Genomic DNA, 18475 nt, shown 5'->3' with positions numbered 1-18475 from the left:
TTTAACCCTTCCCCCCATTTATAAACGCCCCAATCTGCTCAATGCTTAGAATATGGTCGACGGGCGTGTGCAGGATGGCCTGATTGGGCATGTACCCCACCTGTGCGGTGTCGGGGCGCTGCGCGACCAGAATACCCCCGGCCTGCTTAATGGCCCGGAATCCCTCGGTACCGTCGGCATTGGCCCCCGACAGAATAATGCCTACTACAGCAGGGCCGTACACATCGGCGGCTGACTCAAAAGTGACATCGATAGACGGTCGGCTGTAATTGATTTTTTCGGAGTCATCGAGCGAAAACGTACCGTCGTGCTCAAACAGCAAATGATAGTCGGCCGGGGCCAGGTAGATATGACCGGGCTGCACGAGGTCTTTATCGTCTACTTCGTGTACGGGTAGGCTCGTGCGGAGGGCAAGCACCGCCGAAAGTGCCGAATCCGCCGTATTTTTACGGTGCACCACAATCACAATAGCAGCACCAGTCAAGGGCACCTGCACCATCGGCAACACACTCAGCAACACGTCAATACTCCCCGTTGACCCACCAATAACGACCAGTTTTTCTGGCCGGCCTACCCCATTTTCCGCCATATCTTCTCGGTTCCTATCTGTTTGTATTTCGGCTCTATGTTCGAGAATTTCAGGGTTTCTTTAGACCCCAGCGCCAGGTAGCTCAAAGGCCCCAGGCTCTCATCGAACAGATTCAATACCCGGTTTTGCAAAGGCTTGTCGAAGTAAATCAGCACGTTACGACACATAATCAGGTCGAACTCATTGAACGAGCGGTCGGATACCAGATTGTGGGTTGAGAATACCATGCGCTCGGCCAGCTCTTCGTTGAATTTAACGTGCCCGTACTGCGCGGTGTAATACGTCGAAAAGTCGCGGGTTCCGCCCGAAAGCAGGTAGTTTTCGGAGTATTGCTTCATGGGGCTCATCATGAAAATCCCCTTCCGCGCCGACTCCAGCACGTCGGGGTTCAGGTCGGTGGCGTAGAGCAGGGTTTTGTGAAGCAGGTTGGCTTCTTTGAGCAGAATCGCCATCGAAAATACCTCCTCGCCCGTGGAACAGCCCGCGTGCCAGATGCGCACAAACGGCTTAGCCAGCAGCGACGGAATCACGCTCGTGCGCAGCGTCCGGTAAAACAGGGGGTCGCGGAACATCTCCGTTACGTTGACGGTCAGCTCCTGCACAAATCGCTTGATATACTCACCATCTGACCGAACCCGGTACCGCAACTCGGCAAAACTCGGGAACTTGTCGAGCGACACCAGCCGGTTGATCCGTCGCTTGAGCGAGGCCCGGCTGTAATGAGTAAAGTCGTACCCGTACAGCTCCTGCAAATCGGCCAGTAAAAGATCAACTTCGTATTCGGCAATCATGCTTCTGTTTCTAAAACGTTGAGTCCGCCAAATGAGCAAGCCGGGTGGCCAGCTTACCGGTTTCATTCAGCCCACATTCAGTTAATCGGCCAATAGCTGCAACAGCCGATCCACGTCGATCGGTTTCGCGATGTAATCGGTGGCACCGGCCCGCAGGCATTTTTCCCGGTCGCCCACCATAGCCTGCGCCGTAACGGCAATAATAGGCGTTTGAGCCCGATTGGGCAGGTTTTTGATACGCGGAATAGCCTCGTACCCGTCCATATCGGGCATCATCATATCGATCAGAACCGCATCGATCACCTCATCCGTTCGAAGAATATCAAGGGCATCCTGCGCATTCAGGCACGAGAGGCAATCAAACGATTTGGCACGCAGTGTGGCTTTCAGCGCGAAAATATTGCGGGCATCATCGTCGATGATCAGGACTCGTTTTTTTGACATAAGCTCGTGCTTCAAAATTGATTACCCCTATTTCTCAGTTTACTGTTTGCTGTTTAGAGTTTACTGTTCATTGTTCACTGTTCACAGCCGGTCGTACAGCCATACCCGCAGGAGTGAAATAAGCTGATCGATATCGACGGGCTTGGTGATATAGTCCGAAGCACCGGCCTGAATACATTTTTCGCGGTCGCCGGTCATGGCTTTGGCCGTCACGGCAATCACGGGGAGGTCGCGCCATTGGTAGTGTTCGCGGATGGCACGGGCGGTTTCGTAGCCGTCGAGTTGCGGCATCATCATGTCGAGCAGAACAACCTGAATATCCGGATTCTCTTTTAGTTTTTGCAGAGCCTCTTTGCCATCCAGCGCGGCCACTACGGTCATTTTGTACTGTTCAAGGGCTTTCGAGAGCGAGAAAATATTCCGTACATCGTCATCCACGATCAGCACCGTTTTGCCGTCGAGCACCTGATTAAGTGCCCCCAGTTTTTTGGCCGCCCCCGTGTTGGCCGCGTTGCCGTTGGGCTTATTTTCTTCCACCAGATGCAAAAACAACGACACCTCGTCGAGCATACGCTGGTACGAATGAGCTGTTTTAACAATGATTGAATCGGCGTATTTCTTGATTTTCAGCTCCTCCGACATCGACAGGCTACGGCCCGTAAACACAATAATCGGCAGGTTTTCGAAACTGGGGTCTTTGCGGGCCTCTTCGAGCATTTCGTAGGCTTTGCTATCGGGCACGCCCATGTCCAGAATCACACAGTCGACCTCCTTGCGCTTGAGCGCGTCGACGCCCTCCGGTATGTTGCTTTTCAGTTCCGAGCTGATGTCGAACGTTTCGAGGAAGTAGGCCAACGCTTTGGCGTGCTTGGGGTTATCTTCCACGATGAGCACTTTTTTGTGTTTCCGGTTGAGCACATATTCAATCTTGCCCAGCACGTCCTGCATCTGATCGAAGGCCATCGGCTTATCCACAAAATCAATGGCCCCTTTGAGCAGACTTTCTTTCCGGAGTTTGTGCGACGACATCATGTGCACCGGAATCGGGCGGGTTTGCGGATTTGCCTTAAGGGCATCCATCACCTCCCAACCGCTCATAATGGGCAGCTGAATATCGAGTAAAATGCCTAAGGGCTTAAACGTAGCCGCCAACTGGAGGCCTTCGTCGCCCCGCACCGACACAATCACCTTGTACCCTTTTTTACGGGCGTAATCCTGCAATGACCGGGCAAAGGCCACGTCGTCTTCGATAATCAGGAGCGTTTTATCGCCCGCCTGAATCGTATTACGGTCGTCGGGAATCGCTTCGGGAATGACCGTGCTGATGAACTGGTTTTCGGGCCGGGCGGGTACCGGGCTGGGCGATGTGACCGCCGAGGGCGTGGGCGCCGGGGTTAAAGCCGGTGTAGGTAGCGCGGGTTCAGGTTCGGGCGTAGCTACCGGGTCAATGGGCAACCGGACTGTAAATGCACTCCCCTTATCGAGTTCACTTTTGAGACTTATTTCGCCCCCGAGGAGTTTGGCCAGTTCGCGGCTGATGGACAGGCCGAGGCCGGTGCCGCCGTATTTGCGTTTGGTAGAACCATCGGCCTGCTGGAAAGCCTCAAACACCAGCGGCTGCTTTTCGGGTGCAATGCCAATGCCCGTATCGCGAACGGTGTAACACAACCGGGTTGGGTCTTGTGCATCGCGCGAAATGGCGAGCGAAACACTGCCCTGCGCTGTAAATTTGAGGGCGTTCGAGAGCAGGTTTTTCAGAATCTGCCCCAACCGCATTTTGTCGGTTTGGAGCGTCTTGGGCACGTCGGGGGCCACCTCAATACTAAACGCCAGCCCTTTTTCTTTCGCCATCAGACCAAACAGGGCGTTCAGTTCCTCTACCACATCGCCCACGGCCACGGTCTGGTAGTCGAGTTTCATTTGCCCCGCTTCAATCTTCGACAGGTCTAGGATCTCGTCGATCAGGCCCAGCAACCCATTGCCCGACGACTGAATTACCTTGGCGTACTCAATCTGGTCGTCGTTGAGATTTTCGTCGATATTTTCGGCCAGTAAGCGGCTGAGCAAGAGAATAGAGTTAAGCGGTGTCCGTAACTCGTGCGACATATTGGCCAGAAACTCCGATTTATAGCGGGTAGCCACCTCCAGTTCGTCGGCTTTTTTCTGAATCTCACTGTTCCGTTCTTCGAGCAGCGTACCGCGCTCTTCCAGTTCGGTATTGGTTTGCTGCAACTCCTCCTGCTGTACGCGCAGTTCCTCTTCCGAGGCCTGTAGTTTCTGCGCCTGTAGCTCCAGCTCGGCATTGAGGTTTTCCAGCTCTTCCTGCTGGGCCTGCAACTCCTCCGACTGGGCCTGGGTTTCTTCCAGAAAATTCTGAAGCCGGATGTAATCAAGGGCCGCATTGAAGCCAATGGCAATAGGCTCGCGGTTGGTTTCCACAAAATCGACATCGACCGGGCGGGCCTGATGCAGCATCCCCAACTCAATCACCCCGATGCAATCGGAGCCGTACAGAAGCGGGGTAATCAGGAGCGACGCAGGCACGGCATCGCCGAGCGACGAGGCCACGCGGCTGTAATCGGGCGGCACCGCGTCGATCCGTTTCGTTTTCTTGTCCAGAATCACCTGTCCGAGCAACCCTTCGCCGGGTACCACCACCTCCGGGGCCTGCCCGGCGGCATAGCTACCCACCAGTCGGAAACGCCCATCGCGGTCGCTCAGGTACACCGTACCCATAGGCGCATTCAGGTACTCGGCCAGGGTTTTGACCAGATTATTCCCGAGCTTCTTCACCTCTTTCTCGCCCCGCATGGCGTCGCTCACCAGTACCGCCCCTTCCTGCAACCAGTTGCGCCGGTTCAGGTCGGTAAAGGTCTGCTCGAGCGCGGCCGTCATCTGGTTAAGCGCTTTAGCAATACGGCCCAGCTCATCGTCCTGCTCATCCGTGCTGCGTGCCGCGTAGTCGCCCCCGGCAATTTGCTCGGTGAGGTCCTCCATCACAGCAATCCGGCGGTTGGTTTCGATGTATTTGGCTTCGGCTTCTTCCTGCTGCGCCATCCGAATGTCCATATCCCGCTTGATGCGGAAGTAGGCAAAGGCCGTAATGAGCATGGAGATAAGGGCCGCAATAACCAGCAAAAAGGGCGTGTACCGAATGTACAGCTGCTGGGCTTCCGTGCGAGCTTGCAACTGTTTGTTCTCGTCGGCTTTCAGCTGGTTGACCACCTTCCGCAAATCGTCCATGATCAGTTTGCCCCGGGTCATTTCGGTATGCCGCCGGGCTGTATCGCGCCCGAACCCATCGGCCCGCTGCGTCAGGTTCAGTACCCGGCGCATCTGTTCGTATCGGGCCACATACAACCGCTTTATTTCGAGCAGATTCTGTTGTTGCGCCTTGTTGTCGGTAGTAAGTTGCTGGAGCTGGTCATAGCTATTTTCGACTTTTTCGTAGCTCCCGTTATAAATCTCCAGAAATACCGGATCGAGCGTGATGAGGTAGCCCCGCTGCCCGGTTTCGCCGTCTTTGATGTACGAGATCACGTTCTCGGCCTCAATCAGCACCCGGTTAGTGTGGTTTACCAGCTCCGAGTTTTCAATCAGCTTCTGAATACTGTAAAACGAAGCCGTCAGGCTGACGAGCAGGAGCAGCGTCGACACGGTAAAAACGGCCTGCAACTGTCGAATAACCGAGTTTGTGGTAGTGGATGGAGGCATACAAATGGGGTTAAAGCGACTCAGGAGCGGAGGCTATATGGGTCGGTTGAGATTGGTGGATGGGCAAAACCAGAATAAAACGAGCCCCTTCGTTCACGCGGCTACGGGCCGAAATCAACCCGTGGTGCTTATCAATGTTCTTTTTGGCAATAGCCAGCCCGATGCCCGTTCCGTCGTAACTCGACGGGTCGTGCAACCGCTGGAAAATGACAAAAATCCGGTCCAGAAACTTCTCATCGAAACCAATACCGTTGTCCTCGACCGTAATGCGGCAATAGTCGCCGTCGGGTACGGGCGGGCTATCGATGGCTTTCTGGGCTACGCGTTCGGCCCGGATCGTAATCACGGGCGACTGGTCGGGTTTGGCAAATTTGAGGGCGTTACTGATGAGGTTCTGAAACACCTGCCGAATACGCGACGGAATGGTGTCGATAACGGGTAGCTCCATCACGTGAAAAACCGCCTTTTTCCCCTCAATAGCCGTCCCAAAGTCGTGCCGAAGCCCGTCGATCAGCGCGTTGAGATCGGTAGGCTCAAACGGCTCGGGCACCGACAGTTGCGAGTAGGCCAGCAGGTCGTTGATGAGCGTCGACATCCGCGACGATGACCGGATAGACCGTTCAATGTACGAGCGGGCCTCGGGGTTATCGCCCAGAAACCGCTCTTTGATGGTATCGTTGAGCAGCTGCACTTTGCGGAGCGGCTCCTTCAGGTCGTGCGAGATAACCCAGGTAAACTGTTGCAGTTCAAAGTGGGTTTGTTCGAGTTCAGCGTTTTTTTGGCGTAGCTCGTTGGTACGCACGGCCACCTGTTGTTCAAGCAGTTCGGCGGCCTGTTTCTGGGGGTGAATATCGGTGTAGGTCCCAATCCAGCGCGTAGGCTGATCGACCTGCCCAATCGGGATGATTCGGAGCAAGTGGTAGCGGTAATCGCCCGTAGCCAACTCCTTTAGCCGTACCTCCCGGTTAAACTCAAGCCCCTCGGTCAGCGCCCGTTTCCAGTCGACACAGATAGCGTCATCGTCGTGGGTGGTCGGAAACGACTGCGCATCAACCGCGTACCGGAACCAGTGCTGATTCACGTACTCGATCTGCCCATCGCCCGAGATCGTAAACGCCATCTGGGGCAATGACGACAGCATGGCCTGCATCTCCTGCATACGTTCAGTCAGGGCCTCCTGCGCCTGCTTGCGAACCTCCACCTCCCGCCGAAGTTGCTCCTGCGCGGTGCGTAACTCCTGCTGCTGCTCGTACAGCTTTTTGAGTATTCTTACTTTCAGTACCAGAATATCGGGGTCGACCGGCTTGGTCAGATAGTCGATGGCCCCGGCGGTATAGCCTTTCTTGATAAACTTCTTTTCGGTATTGACGGCCGAGAGAAAGATAATCGATGTGTCGCGGGCTTTGCTGAAACCGGCAATGGCATTGGCTACCTCGAAGCCATCCATGTCGGGCATCTGCACATCCAGAATAATAACGGAGTACGCGTTTTTCAACACTTTCCGAAGCGCTTCTTCGCCCGACTCAGCGGTATCGACCGGGAACTGATGCAGCTCCAGAATTCGCTTCAGCGGAAGGATATTCTCGGGTCTGTCATCAACAATAAGAATCATGAAAAGCAGTCATTAAACGTTGAACAGGGGATGATTAGGGAGATTAACGTAAAAACGTCTCCAAACGTTTAGCCAATTTAGGAACGAACCCGCTGGGTATATTTCCGCTAACAACTGAGTGAAGATAAGGAGGTCGGACAAGGAGTGCAAACACCCCAACCAGCCCTAACCGGTTTACCCATCTAAGTAGGGCGGCCTGGTAGCTTCCCTCCAACAGAAATACCCGCCAGGAAGGCCTATTAATCAGTTTTTAACCGATCCGACGCCCCTAAGCCCCCCTGTGCAAAATATTCTTTCAAATTATCTTTACTTTGCTTTACTGTTTTGAGTAACTAGTGATCGCATAGCCTGCCCCGCGTAGTTGCAACGGGCCGACTGTTGTATCCACAACCCGCATTTTGCGCAGCCGCTTGTTTAACGTATGTCTCTGAAAGGCCCCATCATATCGGTTGAAGATGATGAAGATGACCAATATCTGATTGGCGAAACACTTAAAAACTTAGGGGTTCCCAATGAGGTTCGCTTTTTCCCCAACGGCGAAGCGGCTCTGCAATACCTCGAAACCACCACTGAGCAGCCTTTTCTGATTCTCTGCGATATCAATATGCCGTTGATGAACGGCCTTGAACTGCGGCAGCGCATTTTGGCTAACCAGCATCTGGCACAGAAAGCCATTCCGTTTATCTTTCTGACCACGGCCGCTACGCCCCAGATTATCCGAACAGCCTACGATGCCACCGTGCAGGGCTTCTATAAAAAGGCTACCGACTATGCCAGTATGCAGCACCAGCTGAAACTGATTATCGACTACTGGCAACATTGTATGCACCCCACCAACCCCGTATAGGGCTGGTCCGTTCGCGTATCCTTCACGTTATGGAATGAACCTGTATGAAACCGAATCCGCTTACCGCTTCTTACCGATTTCTGGCCGGTGGTGGAAAAATAGGCCTACTCATGCGGTCGGGCGATTGGTCGGCTACCGGGGTAGGCACACCCGATACCTGGCCACTCCCTTTACGGACCACCGTCGGGATGATACTCACGGCCCATGTGCCGATGCTGCTTTGCTGGGGCCCCGACCGGATTGCGTTTTTCAATGATGCCTTTCGGGATCGTCTGGACCCGTCTGGGCAGTTTGACTCCCTCCCCGGCCGCGCCACTGCTCAGGCATGGCCTCACTTCTGGCAGGTAAGCCAACCGCACATTGAAGGCGTATTTGCCCGTAACGAAGGGGCTTTTCTGGACCAATACACCTACCGGGAAGAGTCGACCGACGGAAGCTGGGCGCTGAGTTACAGCCCTATTCGCAACGAGTACGACGAGGTAGCAGGGGTACTGATTACGGCTACCGACGTCCCTACCCCATCTGCTGCAGAACTGACTCCTCAGCCACGACCGACCACATTTGGTTCGGCCCAGATCGGTATCAGTCTTCTGTCGCCAATTCGGGATGCTCAGGGGGCTATTGTTGATTTTGTCTATAACCAAACCAACTGGGCCCCCGAATCCATCCGGGCCGGGTCTGACCTGACAGGCGAACGGTTTCTGGCTATTCACCATTCCCCCGAATTACTGGGCCTTTTTGACGTACTAAAGGAAGTTGCCGAGGTCGGCGTATCGCGCCGATTGGTATTTCGCTACCGGGCTTATGGTATTGAAAGCTGGTACGATACGGCTATTCTTTACCGGAACAACGAACTCATTCTGGTCTTTCATGATGTGACCCAACAGGCCGAAGCCCACCGGCAACTGGAACAGAGTGCCTTGTTTGTGCAGAGTGTCATTGAACAGTCGCCGATAGCCAAAGCCGTATTCATTGGCGACTCCATGGAGATTCAGATCGCCAACGCCCGGATGCTGGCTATACTCGGGCACGATGCGAGCATTATCGGCAAACGACCCGAGGAAGCACTGCCCGAATCTATTCTGGCTTCAACACGAGCCGTTTTGCAACAGGTGTACCAACAAGGGCAACTGTTGCATCAGCGCGAAGTACAGTACGCATACGTCAAAAACGGGGTCACCCGAATTGAGTATCATAACCTGACGTTCCAGCCCCTGCGCGACCCCCAGGGTACCATCTACGGGGTGCTCATGTCGGCCCTCAATGTGACCGATCAGGTACTGACCCGCCAAACCGAACAAGTGGCGCAACAGGCCCTCGCCGAAAGCGAAGAGCGGCTGCGGTTTGCGCTCGAAGCGGCCCAGCTCGGCGTCTGGAACCTCGACCCCGTCACAAACCTCATCAACTGGGACAACCGGAGTAAAGGGTTGTTTGGCATTGCCGACAACCAGCCCTACACCTACGAGCAGGCCGTACAGTTTATCCACCCCGACGACCGGGCGGGCGTTGATGAGGCCGTACATAAAGCTATGGACCCGCAGCACGATGGCACCTACGACATGACCTACCGCACGGTTGGAGCCTCCGACGGTGTGGTCCGCTGGGTTCGGTTTATGGGCCGGGGTTATTTCAACGCATCGGGGCAGGTATATCGGTTTGCGGGGATCGCCCAGAACGTGACTGACCAGATTATGGCCCGCCAGCATATTGAAGAGAGCCAGCGGCAGTTGCTCGACTCGTTTGAACAGGCCCCGGTCGGCATTGCCCTGCTGCATAGCGACCCGCAGCTGACCTTCCGCATGGTCAACCCATTTTACGCCCAGTTGGTAGGGCGCACGCCCGAAGAGCTTGCCGGTAAGCCCCTGCTCGAAGCTTTACCCGAGTTACAGGGACAGGGTTTCGACGAATTGCTGAGAAACGTGATCGAGACGGGCGAAGCCTACGTAGCCCATGAGATGTCGGCGAGGGTGGTTCGAAACGACCGGCTCGAAACCATCTACGTTGACCTAAGCTACCACCCCCAACGTGGTATTCAGGGCGGCACCGATCCGGCCGGGGCTGCCCCAAACGCCGTCACGGGGATTCTGGTGGTGGCTACCGACGTGACCCAGCAGGTAAACGCCCGCCAACGGATCGAAGCAAGCGAACGCCGATTCCGGCAGTTGATCGAAGACGCGCCCGTGGCTATTGCTTTGTATATGGGCCCGGATCTGGTGATCGAGTACTCCAATGAGCGCATGCAGAAGTTATGGGGCAAAGGCGAGTACGTCAACGGCATGTTGCTGCACGAAGCCCTGCCCGAACTCGATGGCCAGCCGTTTATCGAGCTGCTCAACGAGGTGTACCGAACGGGTGTACCCTACCATGCCTCCAAAGACCGGGCCGACCTGGTAGTGGATGGTAAACTGAGCAGCTTCTACTTCAATTTCACGTACGAGCCCCTCCGGGATGAAAACGGCCAGATTTACGCCATTCTGAACGTAGCCACCGATGTATCGGAGCAGGTATTGGCCCAGCAGCAGGTCGAAGCGAGCGAAACCCGGTACCGGGAACTCTCGCTGGAACTGGACGAACGTGTGCAGCAACGCACGCACGAGCTAAATGAGATCAACAAGGAACTGGAGCGATCAAACCGGAACCTGGAGCAGTTTGCCTACGTGGCCTCGCACGATTTACAGGAGCCCCTGCGCAAGATTCAGTCGTTTGGCGACATCCTGAAAAACCAGTACGCCGACCAACTTGGTCCCGGTGCCGACTTTATCAACCGCATGCAGTCGGCCGCCACCCGCATGTCTATTCTGATCAAAGATCTGCTCTTGTTCTCCCGGCTGTCTACCCGTCAGGAGCCAGCCCTCCCCGTCGACCTTAACCGCATAGCCGCCCGGGTGCTGGACGACCTCTCGCTCACGATTGAGGAGACAGGTGCACAGGTTACTATCGGGTCGCTTCCTACGGTGCTGGGCGACGGCTCGCAGCTGGGTCAGTTGTTTCAGAACCTGCTCACCAACGCGATCAAATTCCGGCGGCCCAACACCGCACCGCATATCAACATACGCAGTGAGCGGGTTGCCTTGCGGGATCTGCCCGCCCATCTGAAACCTGCCCGACAGGCCGATTGGTACGAATGCATCCGCGTGACCGACAATGGTATCGGGTTCGAGAATAAGTACACCGACCGTATTTTTCAGGTGTTTCAGCGGCTGCACGGCAAGCACGAGTTTGCCGGAACCGGTATTGGGCTGGCCATTTGCGAAAAAGTGGCCCTAAATCACGGAGGAGCCATCACGGCCCGTAGCCAACCCGGCGAGGGGGCCACATTTTTGGTCTACCTGCCAGCACTTGGCTAAATACAGGAAACCAGTACACTATGCCTAACTCCCGTTAGTTTAAGTGGATATTTTGCACCGGTCGGTTCACCAGCTTCGAGTTATAAATAAGCGCCTGAATCACAAACCCCACAATCAGGGCTAAGGCTACCAGCAACATGGCATTGATAGAACCGCCTGCGGCCTGCCGGTGTACCTGGTCGACGGCTTCGCGGCCCGTGGCGGCCTGAATATGCGCCAGCTCGTGCAGGTTCCGAATACCCCGCCCAAAAATCACGCTGCCTTCGCCGTACAGCAGTTGTACCGCTGCCGCAGCCTGCCCCGATTCGTGCAAACGCAGCACGCGGTGTTCCAACTGGGCGTAGTCGGCCATGCGTTTCTGGAAACCATCCAGTTGCACACCCTCGCCCTCGGCCAGTTTGGTTTTACGAAACTCATCGACCATTTTCTGGCTTTGCGCGTCGTATTGGCTTATTTTCTGACGTACATCGGTCGCCGTCAGGCCCGTCCGGCCCGACAGAAAATCGTCGAGCAGGAGCCGTTTGATGTACAGGTTTTCGCTCAGGTACACAATATCGATGGCGGGTTGCAGCCGATCGACATACACCGACGTTACCGTCTGATCCATATCCTGAATGGCGTGTTTCATGCTGAGCGACGTCAGCACGGTCACAACCATAATCCCGAAGAGCAGTCCGGCAGCTTTTAGCTTTTGTTCAATGATAAACGACCATTTCATGATGCTCCCGCCCGAATACCCCACACCAGCTGGCGAGGGCAGGAATCGCGGTCGGCAGACAGCCAGACCTTTTCGCGGGGAAAACGACTCCCGAGGTTTGCACTCCTCTACCCGACAGATAAACGGACAAAAGATCTCTATCCATCGACGGCGAAAGCGGGTAAAGCCTGCGCCATGTTACGGGTAAATTAACAAAAGTTACCCGCAAAACGCAACTTTCGGGAGGCCCATTATCTGGGTACTCTCTTCGTGCATGACGTCACTAACGGTTGTAGTATACGCGAAGTATCTTTATGGCGCTGTTAAAGAGATGACCGCCGGGCGGCTCCGATCTTTCCAAACAAGATCGGGGCCGCCCGGCGGTCATCTCTAAGTCTCAAGGCAACCAGCATGTAAAGCAAGATTGTCGAATTACCGGCTAGCTACTTATCGACCAGAATCCGCACCAGGTCCTGAATTTCGTGGCCTTCGTGCCAAAAGCGAGCCAGGGTGTACACGGTACCGTCGGGTCCCACGGCAATGGAGTTCACGTACGTCGGTCGCGAACCGTCGGGGTAAAAAATAGGGCCGTGATCGCGGTAGGTTCGGGTAGGCAGATGGTACGTGACCAGATGCAGGTTTTCGAGCCCTTTGGCCGCACCTTTGGCAATCTGATCGACGCCCTTCACCCGTTTGCCGTTTTCGTAAATAGGCCCGCCCGTGAGGTAATAGATGGTTTCGCCATCGGGGCCGGGCCCAAAACCCAGGTAGCCATAACTAAACTGATCGAACATACCGCTCCGGCGCGAGGGCACCGACGTGAGCCGCTCCACCAGCTCAATGCGGGGTTCTTTCGGATCGAACCGGAACAAATACCCCGAATTGCCGTGAATGCCGTAGGCCACCTGTTCGGGGGTGTACCAGAAAATCTTGCGCCAGTTGTAGCCCATGCTACCCGGCCGGGTGGGGTCGTACTGCCCGAAGTAATCGAGCCGCAAATCGACCTCCGCTACCGGTTTGAGGGCATCGGCACCGGGCGTGTAGCTCAGAATTTCGCCCTCGGCCGTGGAAAGATACACCGTTCCGTCGCGTGGGTCGACAAGCATACTCCGGCACAGCACCCGGTAATCCGTTCCGGGGGTACCAGCCTCGCCCTGTGCCGATACCGGACCGAGGTTTTTCAGGATTCTGGTGGCAGGGTCGTACCAGACAAAGTAGCCCACGGGCCACGTAATGCCGTAGATATGCCCCCGCTCGCGGTCGAGAGTCATGGTCAGAATTCCCTCGCCGTGGGGCGCAGTAGCCAGCTTCTCGAACTGCCCCGTTTGCAAATCGAACGATATGAAATGGCCGCCGGGGTAAAGTGACAGCCCATCGGGCGCATTGACAGGCAGGCGCTCCATCCCGTCAATCATTTCGTAGTACCCAATATGGGTAGCGAAATAGAGCTTACCCTCGCGCTCGTAAAACCGAACGTGGCTTTTGCCCTGCGCAATAGCCCGCGCCCCGCCTTCACCACAAATTTCGGTCAGGTCGGCCAGGCATTCAGCGGTAGCGGTCGCCGGATTGTAGCGATACAGTTTGCCCCCATCCGTGGGCGACTCTGAGCAGAGCACGTAATAAATGTTGCCGTCGCTCGCGGCCGTGATCGCGTTGTAGGTATCATGAGCGAGCGGGAAGCCCGAATAATGCGGAATAGCAAGTAAAGACATGATGGATAGATACGGGAATGAAAACTTACTTCGGGGCGACTTTGCTCAGGCCGAGGGGGCTAGCCAATCGGTCAACCTCGGTCAGAATCTGCGCCTGTAGCCCGGTGGTCCAGGTGCTCGGCAGGCCATACACCATCTGTGAGGAGTCGCCTTCGTAGCCACCTTCTTTCAAAATGGTTTCCGACGGAATGTACCCCATAACGTCGTTGCTATACGCGAGCACAAAGGCATCCGGTCCGAACCGTTTTTTGATTTCCAGCGCGTACTCAATCACCAGCTCCCCCCCGAAACTAAACAGAGCCTGACCGCCCACGTTCCAGACCTGCACCGGATACGGGTAACTGCGGATAAACTGGGCACCCGCCTTTTTTTCGGCCAGCATCCGGGTAGCCCAGCGCTGCATGTAGGTGTCTTTGTGGGTGGTGAGCCTAGTCAGGTCGGCATCCGACAATATGGGGTTCAGTTTCAGGTCGACCTCGGCGTAGGCGGTACCCAGTTGAGCGGGCAGCGAACGCATAGGCTCGTCGAGCACCCGCTCCACAGCCACCGCCATCTCGCGGCCATACTGCCGGGCCAGCGGAATAGTTCGGCGGGGCAAGGGGTTCTGATCGCCGGCGGCTCCCTGAAAAAACAGGGCTGTAGCACCCGGATAGGCCTTTTCGAGTTCGATCTGGGCAAAGCCCGGCCAATCGCCCGAAAGCTGATACAGGTCGAGCACCGTCGGGTGGCAGGCATATCCAAACGCTACGGCTTTGAGCCCCCCCCGCCGGTTCAGCACCTTCAGCACAGGCACGGCATAGTCGTTGGGGCCCCGCAGTTCGGTCTGTTCGCGGAGCGAGGCTTCCTTATTGTTGCGCCGGTTCACCTGAAACCGGGTCACGCCGTTCTGGCTAAACAACTCGGCGGGTTCGAGGTCGGCCAGGGCTTTGGTGACCAGTTGCACCATCTGCTCTTCGAGCCAGCGGGTATAGGTATCAATCGTGGCCTGTTCGGGCGGCCCAACGGGGTAAATATCCTGCAAGGCTTTGCCCAGCACCGGCCCGGAGTGCGTATGCGAACTATTCAGAATCACGTCGGCTTTGGCCAGCCCAAGCGATTGTTGCAACCGCTGCCGAATCCGGTCCGACAGGGGCTTCGGGAAACCCAGCAGATCGGTAGTGACCAGCACGGCCCGCTTGCCGTTGGCGTCTTGCAGGGCCAGGGCCTTCGCCCAGAGGTCGTGCAGTTTTCCGTCGGATGCGTGCGTACGCGAGGCATAGCCACCCTGCCAGATAGCCCCCTGCGGAGTAATCACAGCACGGGCCACGCCCGCTTTCCAGCCCTGCGCTTTGGCCCCAATCGTAAGCAGGCAAGCCACCAACAAACCGGCAATAGGTTGTATCAGCCTCATTTTTGCGCCCTCAGTTTGTCGGCCTGTGTGTACACTTTCTCAATAGCCCGGGCAATATCATCCATATCCTGCCGCGTACCGAGCAGCATGTTTTGCGTCAGCCAAACGGCCTCTTCGTTACAGATGCGGTCGTTTTGGGGGCATTGATTCCGGTCGAGATACCCCTTGAAATCGAGCATCTCTTTCGGGTACATTTTCTGGTAGTTCTTCGATTGGAAGGTATCTTCCAGATAGGGCATCTTGTTCAGGGGCGCGTACCCTTTGAGGCACGGAACCCCCTCGGCCGTGAGGGCTTTGATAAACACCTCGCGCGAGAGGCCCTTGAACTCGTTCTGATGAAACCGGAACGGGAACAGGTGAAACGCAGCCCGCGTCACGTCGGCATACAGCTTATAGGGCACAATCCCGGGAATCTTCTCGATTTTCGCTTTCAAATAAGCCGCGTTTTCGTTGCGGGTGGCCGTTTCGGCATCGAGCCGTTTGAGCAGGGCCAAACCGATGGCCGCCTGATACTCCGTCAGGCGCAACTTGGTGCCCTGAATAAGCGTACCAATGCCAATCACACCAGATACCGTGCCGTAGGGGTTGCCGTAGTTATGGTACGAGAAACACCGATCCATAAAGGCATCGTTGTTACTCACAATGGCCCCACCCTCCCCAATCGCCATATTTTTGGAGTTCTGGAAGCTGAAACAGCCCGCATCGCCGAAGGTACCCACTTTTTGATGGTCGATTTCGGCCATGTGTGCCTGACAGGCATCTTCAATCACCACCAGATTGTGCTTTTTGGCAATGGCCAGCACCTTTTTCATGTCGACGGGCAGACCCAGAATATGCACCGGAATGATGGCGCGGGTGCGGGGGGTGATTTTGGCCTCAATCTTGGCCGGGTCAATCTGAAACGTTTCGGGGTCAATGTCGACAAATACGGGCATAGCACCCGTTGCCAGCACCGGGGCCACCGTACCGATAAAGGTGTAGGCCGGCACCAGCACCTCATCGCCCCCGCGAATGTTGAACTGCGCCAGCGAAGCCACCAGTGCGTTGGTGCCGTTGACCACCGACAGGCACCGCTTCGACCCGACAGTAGCCGCCCATTTGGTTTCAAACTCGGTTACCACATTGGCCCGCGACCACACCCCGCTCCGAATCACCTCAAGCAGCTGCTTTTCGTCGGTTTCGGGTTTCCAGATGGGCCAGGTGGGCCACTCTTTCGCCCGCACGGGTTTACCACCGAGCAAAGCAAGTGGCTCGGCCACAGAGTGCGAGAACGGACCTACGGGCGCGGGGGCCGGGGCTGCCTGCGTGAGTAATGAGGGCGTCAGGGCCACGCCGAGGCCCGTCAGCGAATGGCGTTTGATGAATTCACGGCGCGAAAAATGGCGATTCTTCATGCGTCATAAAAGGGTTAAGTTGGTTTGGGTGACCGAAGCAGGGAGCGAGTCGGTGCGTTATTTAGCCTTAGCCAGCACACTTTCGAGCGTGACGGGCACGCCCCCCCGACGCTTGCTTTCGTCGGCGGCCTCCATAAAGGCAAAAATCTCGATGGTTTCTTCGGGGGTTACGGGCACTTCGCCCGTATCGAAATAGCGAACAATATCTTTCAGCAGAGGGTCGTAACCGCCGTAGGGCCCCAGCGTGAGGTTACCGGTTTGGGTAAACACTGTGCCGCCGTAATCGTGCTTGCCCGTGCGCGTACCTCTGAATGTACCCACGCGACCGTCGGCCCAGGTACCCACTACAATATCGGTGCCCTCGTTATGGATTCGTATCACCTGCCGGCAACCGGTACCCATTACGGTGTATAACGTTTCGACCCCGTGGATGCCGTACCAGAACAGGTCGGGGTGCGTTTTTTCGAGCACGGCCGGGCTGAACGTGTCGGCCCCTACCACCTTCGACTTGTCGACGGCTTCGATCCCTTTTATATGGCGGAGCGACGAGGCCGAAAAAATAGGGATTTTGTACTGCCGGGCCGCTCCGAAAATAGCCAGCACGTCGGTTAGCGAGGCCGCAATGGGTTTATCAATAAACAATCGTTTGCCCGCCTTCAGCACCTGAAGGGCCTGCTCGCGGTGCAGACGGCCGTCGTTGGTTTCGAGCATCACCACATCAACCTTTTTGAGCAGGGCGTCAATCGAATCCACAATCTCGACGCCTGCTTTCTTCACCTCCTCAGTATAACCCGGAATCCGCTTGGTACTGCTTTCGATGTCGCGGCTCCCGTACGGGTAAGCCGCCACCACCTGATAACCCAAAAAAGCCGGGTCGGGCGTGGGGGCGTTGAGTACCTTGACAAAAGCGGTGCTGTGCGATGTATCGAGGCCAATGATGCCTACCCGTTTGCCGGGGGCAACGGATGCGGTAAAAAGTGAAGTGGGTTCAGACAGGCTCAGCACCACACTGCCCAGGGCAGCCCGCTGCATAAACTGTCGTCGGTTTGGATAAGAAGTAGGCATAAACGATTGAATTCAGTATGTGTTTAGAAGCTATTACAGAAGTGGTTTTACTTTTCGGCGAAAAACACGCGCCCAGAAAACCGGCCCTTCGCTTGTTTATGTGCAAAAAGTAATACTACCTTTATTCCAACACCAAATTTTGTTTACAAAACAAGGCATTTTTTGTTTAAAAAGAAATAAGCATGAAAATCGATTCGCTCGCCAATAAGGTCTATCTGGAGCTCCGGCGAAAGATACTTTCTAACCAGTTGGTATCGGGAACCCGGCTAAAAGAGGATATCTGGGCTAAAAAGCTCGACGTAAATCGGATGGCGGTCCGCGAGGCCCTGACCCGTCTGCTGGGCGAACAGCTAATTGAGTTTGGCGAGAAAGGCGGCTACTTTGTAAAGACACTCACGGCTGCCGATGTCCGCGAGATTCGGGAGTTGCGCGAAATTCTGGAACTGGGTGCTATTCGGCTGGCTATTCAGAAGATTGATGCCGAGGGAATTAAGCAGCTCGAACAGATTTGCAACGACTTTACAGCGATGGTTGAACGGGGGTATTTTGGCGGTGCCTGCGAAGCAGACGTAAAATTTCACGAAACGCTCATTGCCATTGCCGCCAACGACAAGCTAAAGAATATATACGAGCTGAGTAACATTCCGCTGTTCCATCAGAAGCTGGGCAAGACCCAAATTCACATGGACGACTACGAACAAACGGACCAGGAGCACCGGCAAATTGTACAGGCCTTACGCGAGCGCGATCTTAAACTAGCCCAGGAAGCCCTCTCCAAACACCTGATCCGGGGCGAGGTATCGGCCCTCGAACTCGAATAAGGTAAACATATTTTATCTATACCGTAAAAAGGCATTGGGACTCCAATGCCTT

General features: G+C 55.6%; 13 protein-coding genes. 3 read left to right on the top strand and 10 right to left on the bottom strand.

Annotated features, from left to right (window positions below; genetic code table 11):
- Position 1 precedes the first annotated feature (1 nt).
- The 5 genes from F5984_RS04255 to F5984_RS04235 form a co-directional block, all read right to left on the bottom strand.
- Positions 2-589, bottom strand: coding sequence for a chemotaxis protein CheB (locus tag F5984_RS04255; protein WP_152122994.1), 588 nt, complete (start codon positions 587-589; stop codon positions 2-4).
- Positions 571-1380 carry a CheR family methyltransferase gene (locus F5984_RS04250; RefSeq protein ID WP_152122993.1) on the bottom strand — a complete coding sequence of 270 codons (810 nt, stop codon included), beginning with the start codon at positions 1378-1380 and terminating at the stop codon, positions 571-573. The genes F5984_RS04255 and F5984_RS04250 overlap by 19 nt, the downstream gene beginning before the upstream one ends.
- 81 nt (positions 1381-1461) lie before the next feature.
- Complete coding sequence (locus F5984_RS04245) at positions 1462-1824, bottom strand: response regulator (protein WP_152122992.1); 363 nt, start codon at positions 1822-1824, stop codon at positions 1462-1464.
- 81 nt (positions 1825-1905) lie between these two features.
- Entirely contained in the window at positions 1906-5538 is a 3633-nt protein-coding gene (locus F5984_RS04240; protein ID WP_152122991.1) for a response regulator, read from the bottom strand.
- A gap of 10 nt (positions 5539-5548) precedes the next feature.
- Positions 5549-7150: a sensor histidine kinase gene (locus tag F5984_RS04235; protein ID WP_152122990.1), complete on the bottom strand. Its 1602-nt coding sequence runs from the start codon at positions 7148-7150 to the stop codon at positions 5549-5551.
- Between the two features lie 421 nt (positions 7151-7571).
- Here F5984_RS04235 and F5984_RS04230 point away from each other — a divergent pair, with 421 nt between their 5' ends.
- A complete protein-coding gene (locus F5984_RS04230; protein ID WP_152122989.1) occupies positions 7572-7997 on the top strand; it encodes a response regulator in 426 nt (141 codons plus the stop codon).
- 44 nt (positions 7998-8041) lie between these two features.
- Positions 8042-11344 (top strand): PAS domain-containing protein, encoded by a 3303-nt coding sequence (locus F5984_RS26505; RefSeq protein WP_185155414.1) that lies wholly within the window; start codon positions 8042-8044, stop codon positions 11342-11344.
- 34 nt (positions 11345-11378) lie between these two features.
- On the opposite strand, the gene F5984_RS04220 is transcribed toward F5984_RS26505, so the two are convergent.
- The 5 genes from F5984_RS04220 to F5984_RS04200 form a co-directional block, all read right to left on the bottom strand.
- Positions 11379-12062: an MCP four helix bundle domain-containing protein gene (locus F5984_RS04220; RefSeq protein ID WP_152122988.1), complete on the bottom strand. Its 684-nt coding sequence runs from the start codon at positions 12060-12062 to the stop codon at positions 11379-11381.
- 422 nt (positions 12063-12484) lie between these two features.
- The gene (locus F5984_RS04215) at positions 12485-13753 is read right to left on the bottom strand and encodes a hypothetical protein (RefSeq protein WP_152122987.1); all 1269 of its coding nucleotides are present in this window, start codon (positions 13751-13753) and stop codon (positions 12485-12487) included.
- 25 nt (positions 13754-13778) lie between these two features.
- Positions 13779-15143, bottom strand: coding sequence for a neutral/alkaline non-lysosomal ceramidase N-terminal domain-containing protein (locus F5984_RS04210; RefSeq protein WP_152122986.1), 1365 nt, complete (start codon positions 15141-15143; stop codon positions 13779-13781).
- Positions 15140-16537, bottom strand: a complete 1398-nt coding sequence (locus F5984_RS04205; protein ID WP_152122985.1) for a DegT/DnrJ/EryC1/StrS family aminotransferase — start codon at positions 16535-16537, stop codon at positions 15140-15142. The genes F5984_RS04210 and F5984_RS04205 overlap by 4 nt, the downstream gene beginning before the upstream one ends.
- Before the next feature lie 57 nt (positions 16538-16594).
- Positions 16595-17602 carry a Gfo/Idh/MocA family protein gene (locus tag F5984_RS04200; RefSeq protein WP_152122984.1) on the bottom strand — a complete coding sequence of 336 codons (1008 nt, stop codon included), beginning with the start codon at positions 17600-17602 and terminating at the stop codon, positions 16595-16597.
- 182 nt (positions 17603-17784) lie between these two features.
- Between F5984_RS04200 and F5984_RS04195 the strand changes: the two genes are divergently transcribed.
- On the top strand, positions 17785-18423 hold the full coding sequence (locus tag F5984_RS04195; protein ID WP_152122983.1) for a GntR family transcriptional regulator: 639 nt from the start codon (positions 17785-17787) through the stop codon (positions 18421-18423).
- The last annotated feature ends 52 nt before the right edge of the window (positions 18424-18475 follow it).

The organism is Rudanella paleaurantiibacter (genome assembly GCF_009184635.1).
GTDB classification, from domain to species: Bacteria; Bacteroidota; Bacteroidia; order Cytophagales; family Spirosomataceae; genus Rudanella; species Rudanella paleaurantiibacter.
This window is presented reverse-complemented; position numbering and strand designations above follow the sequence as displayed.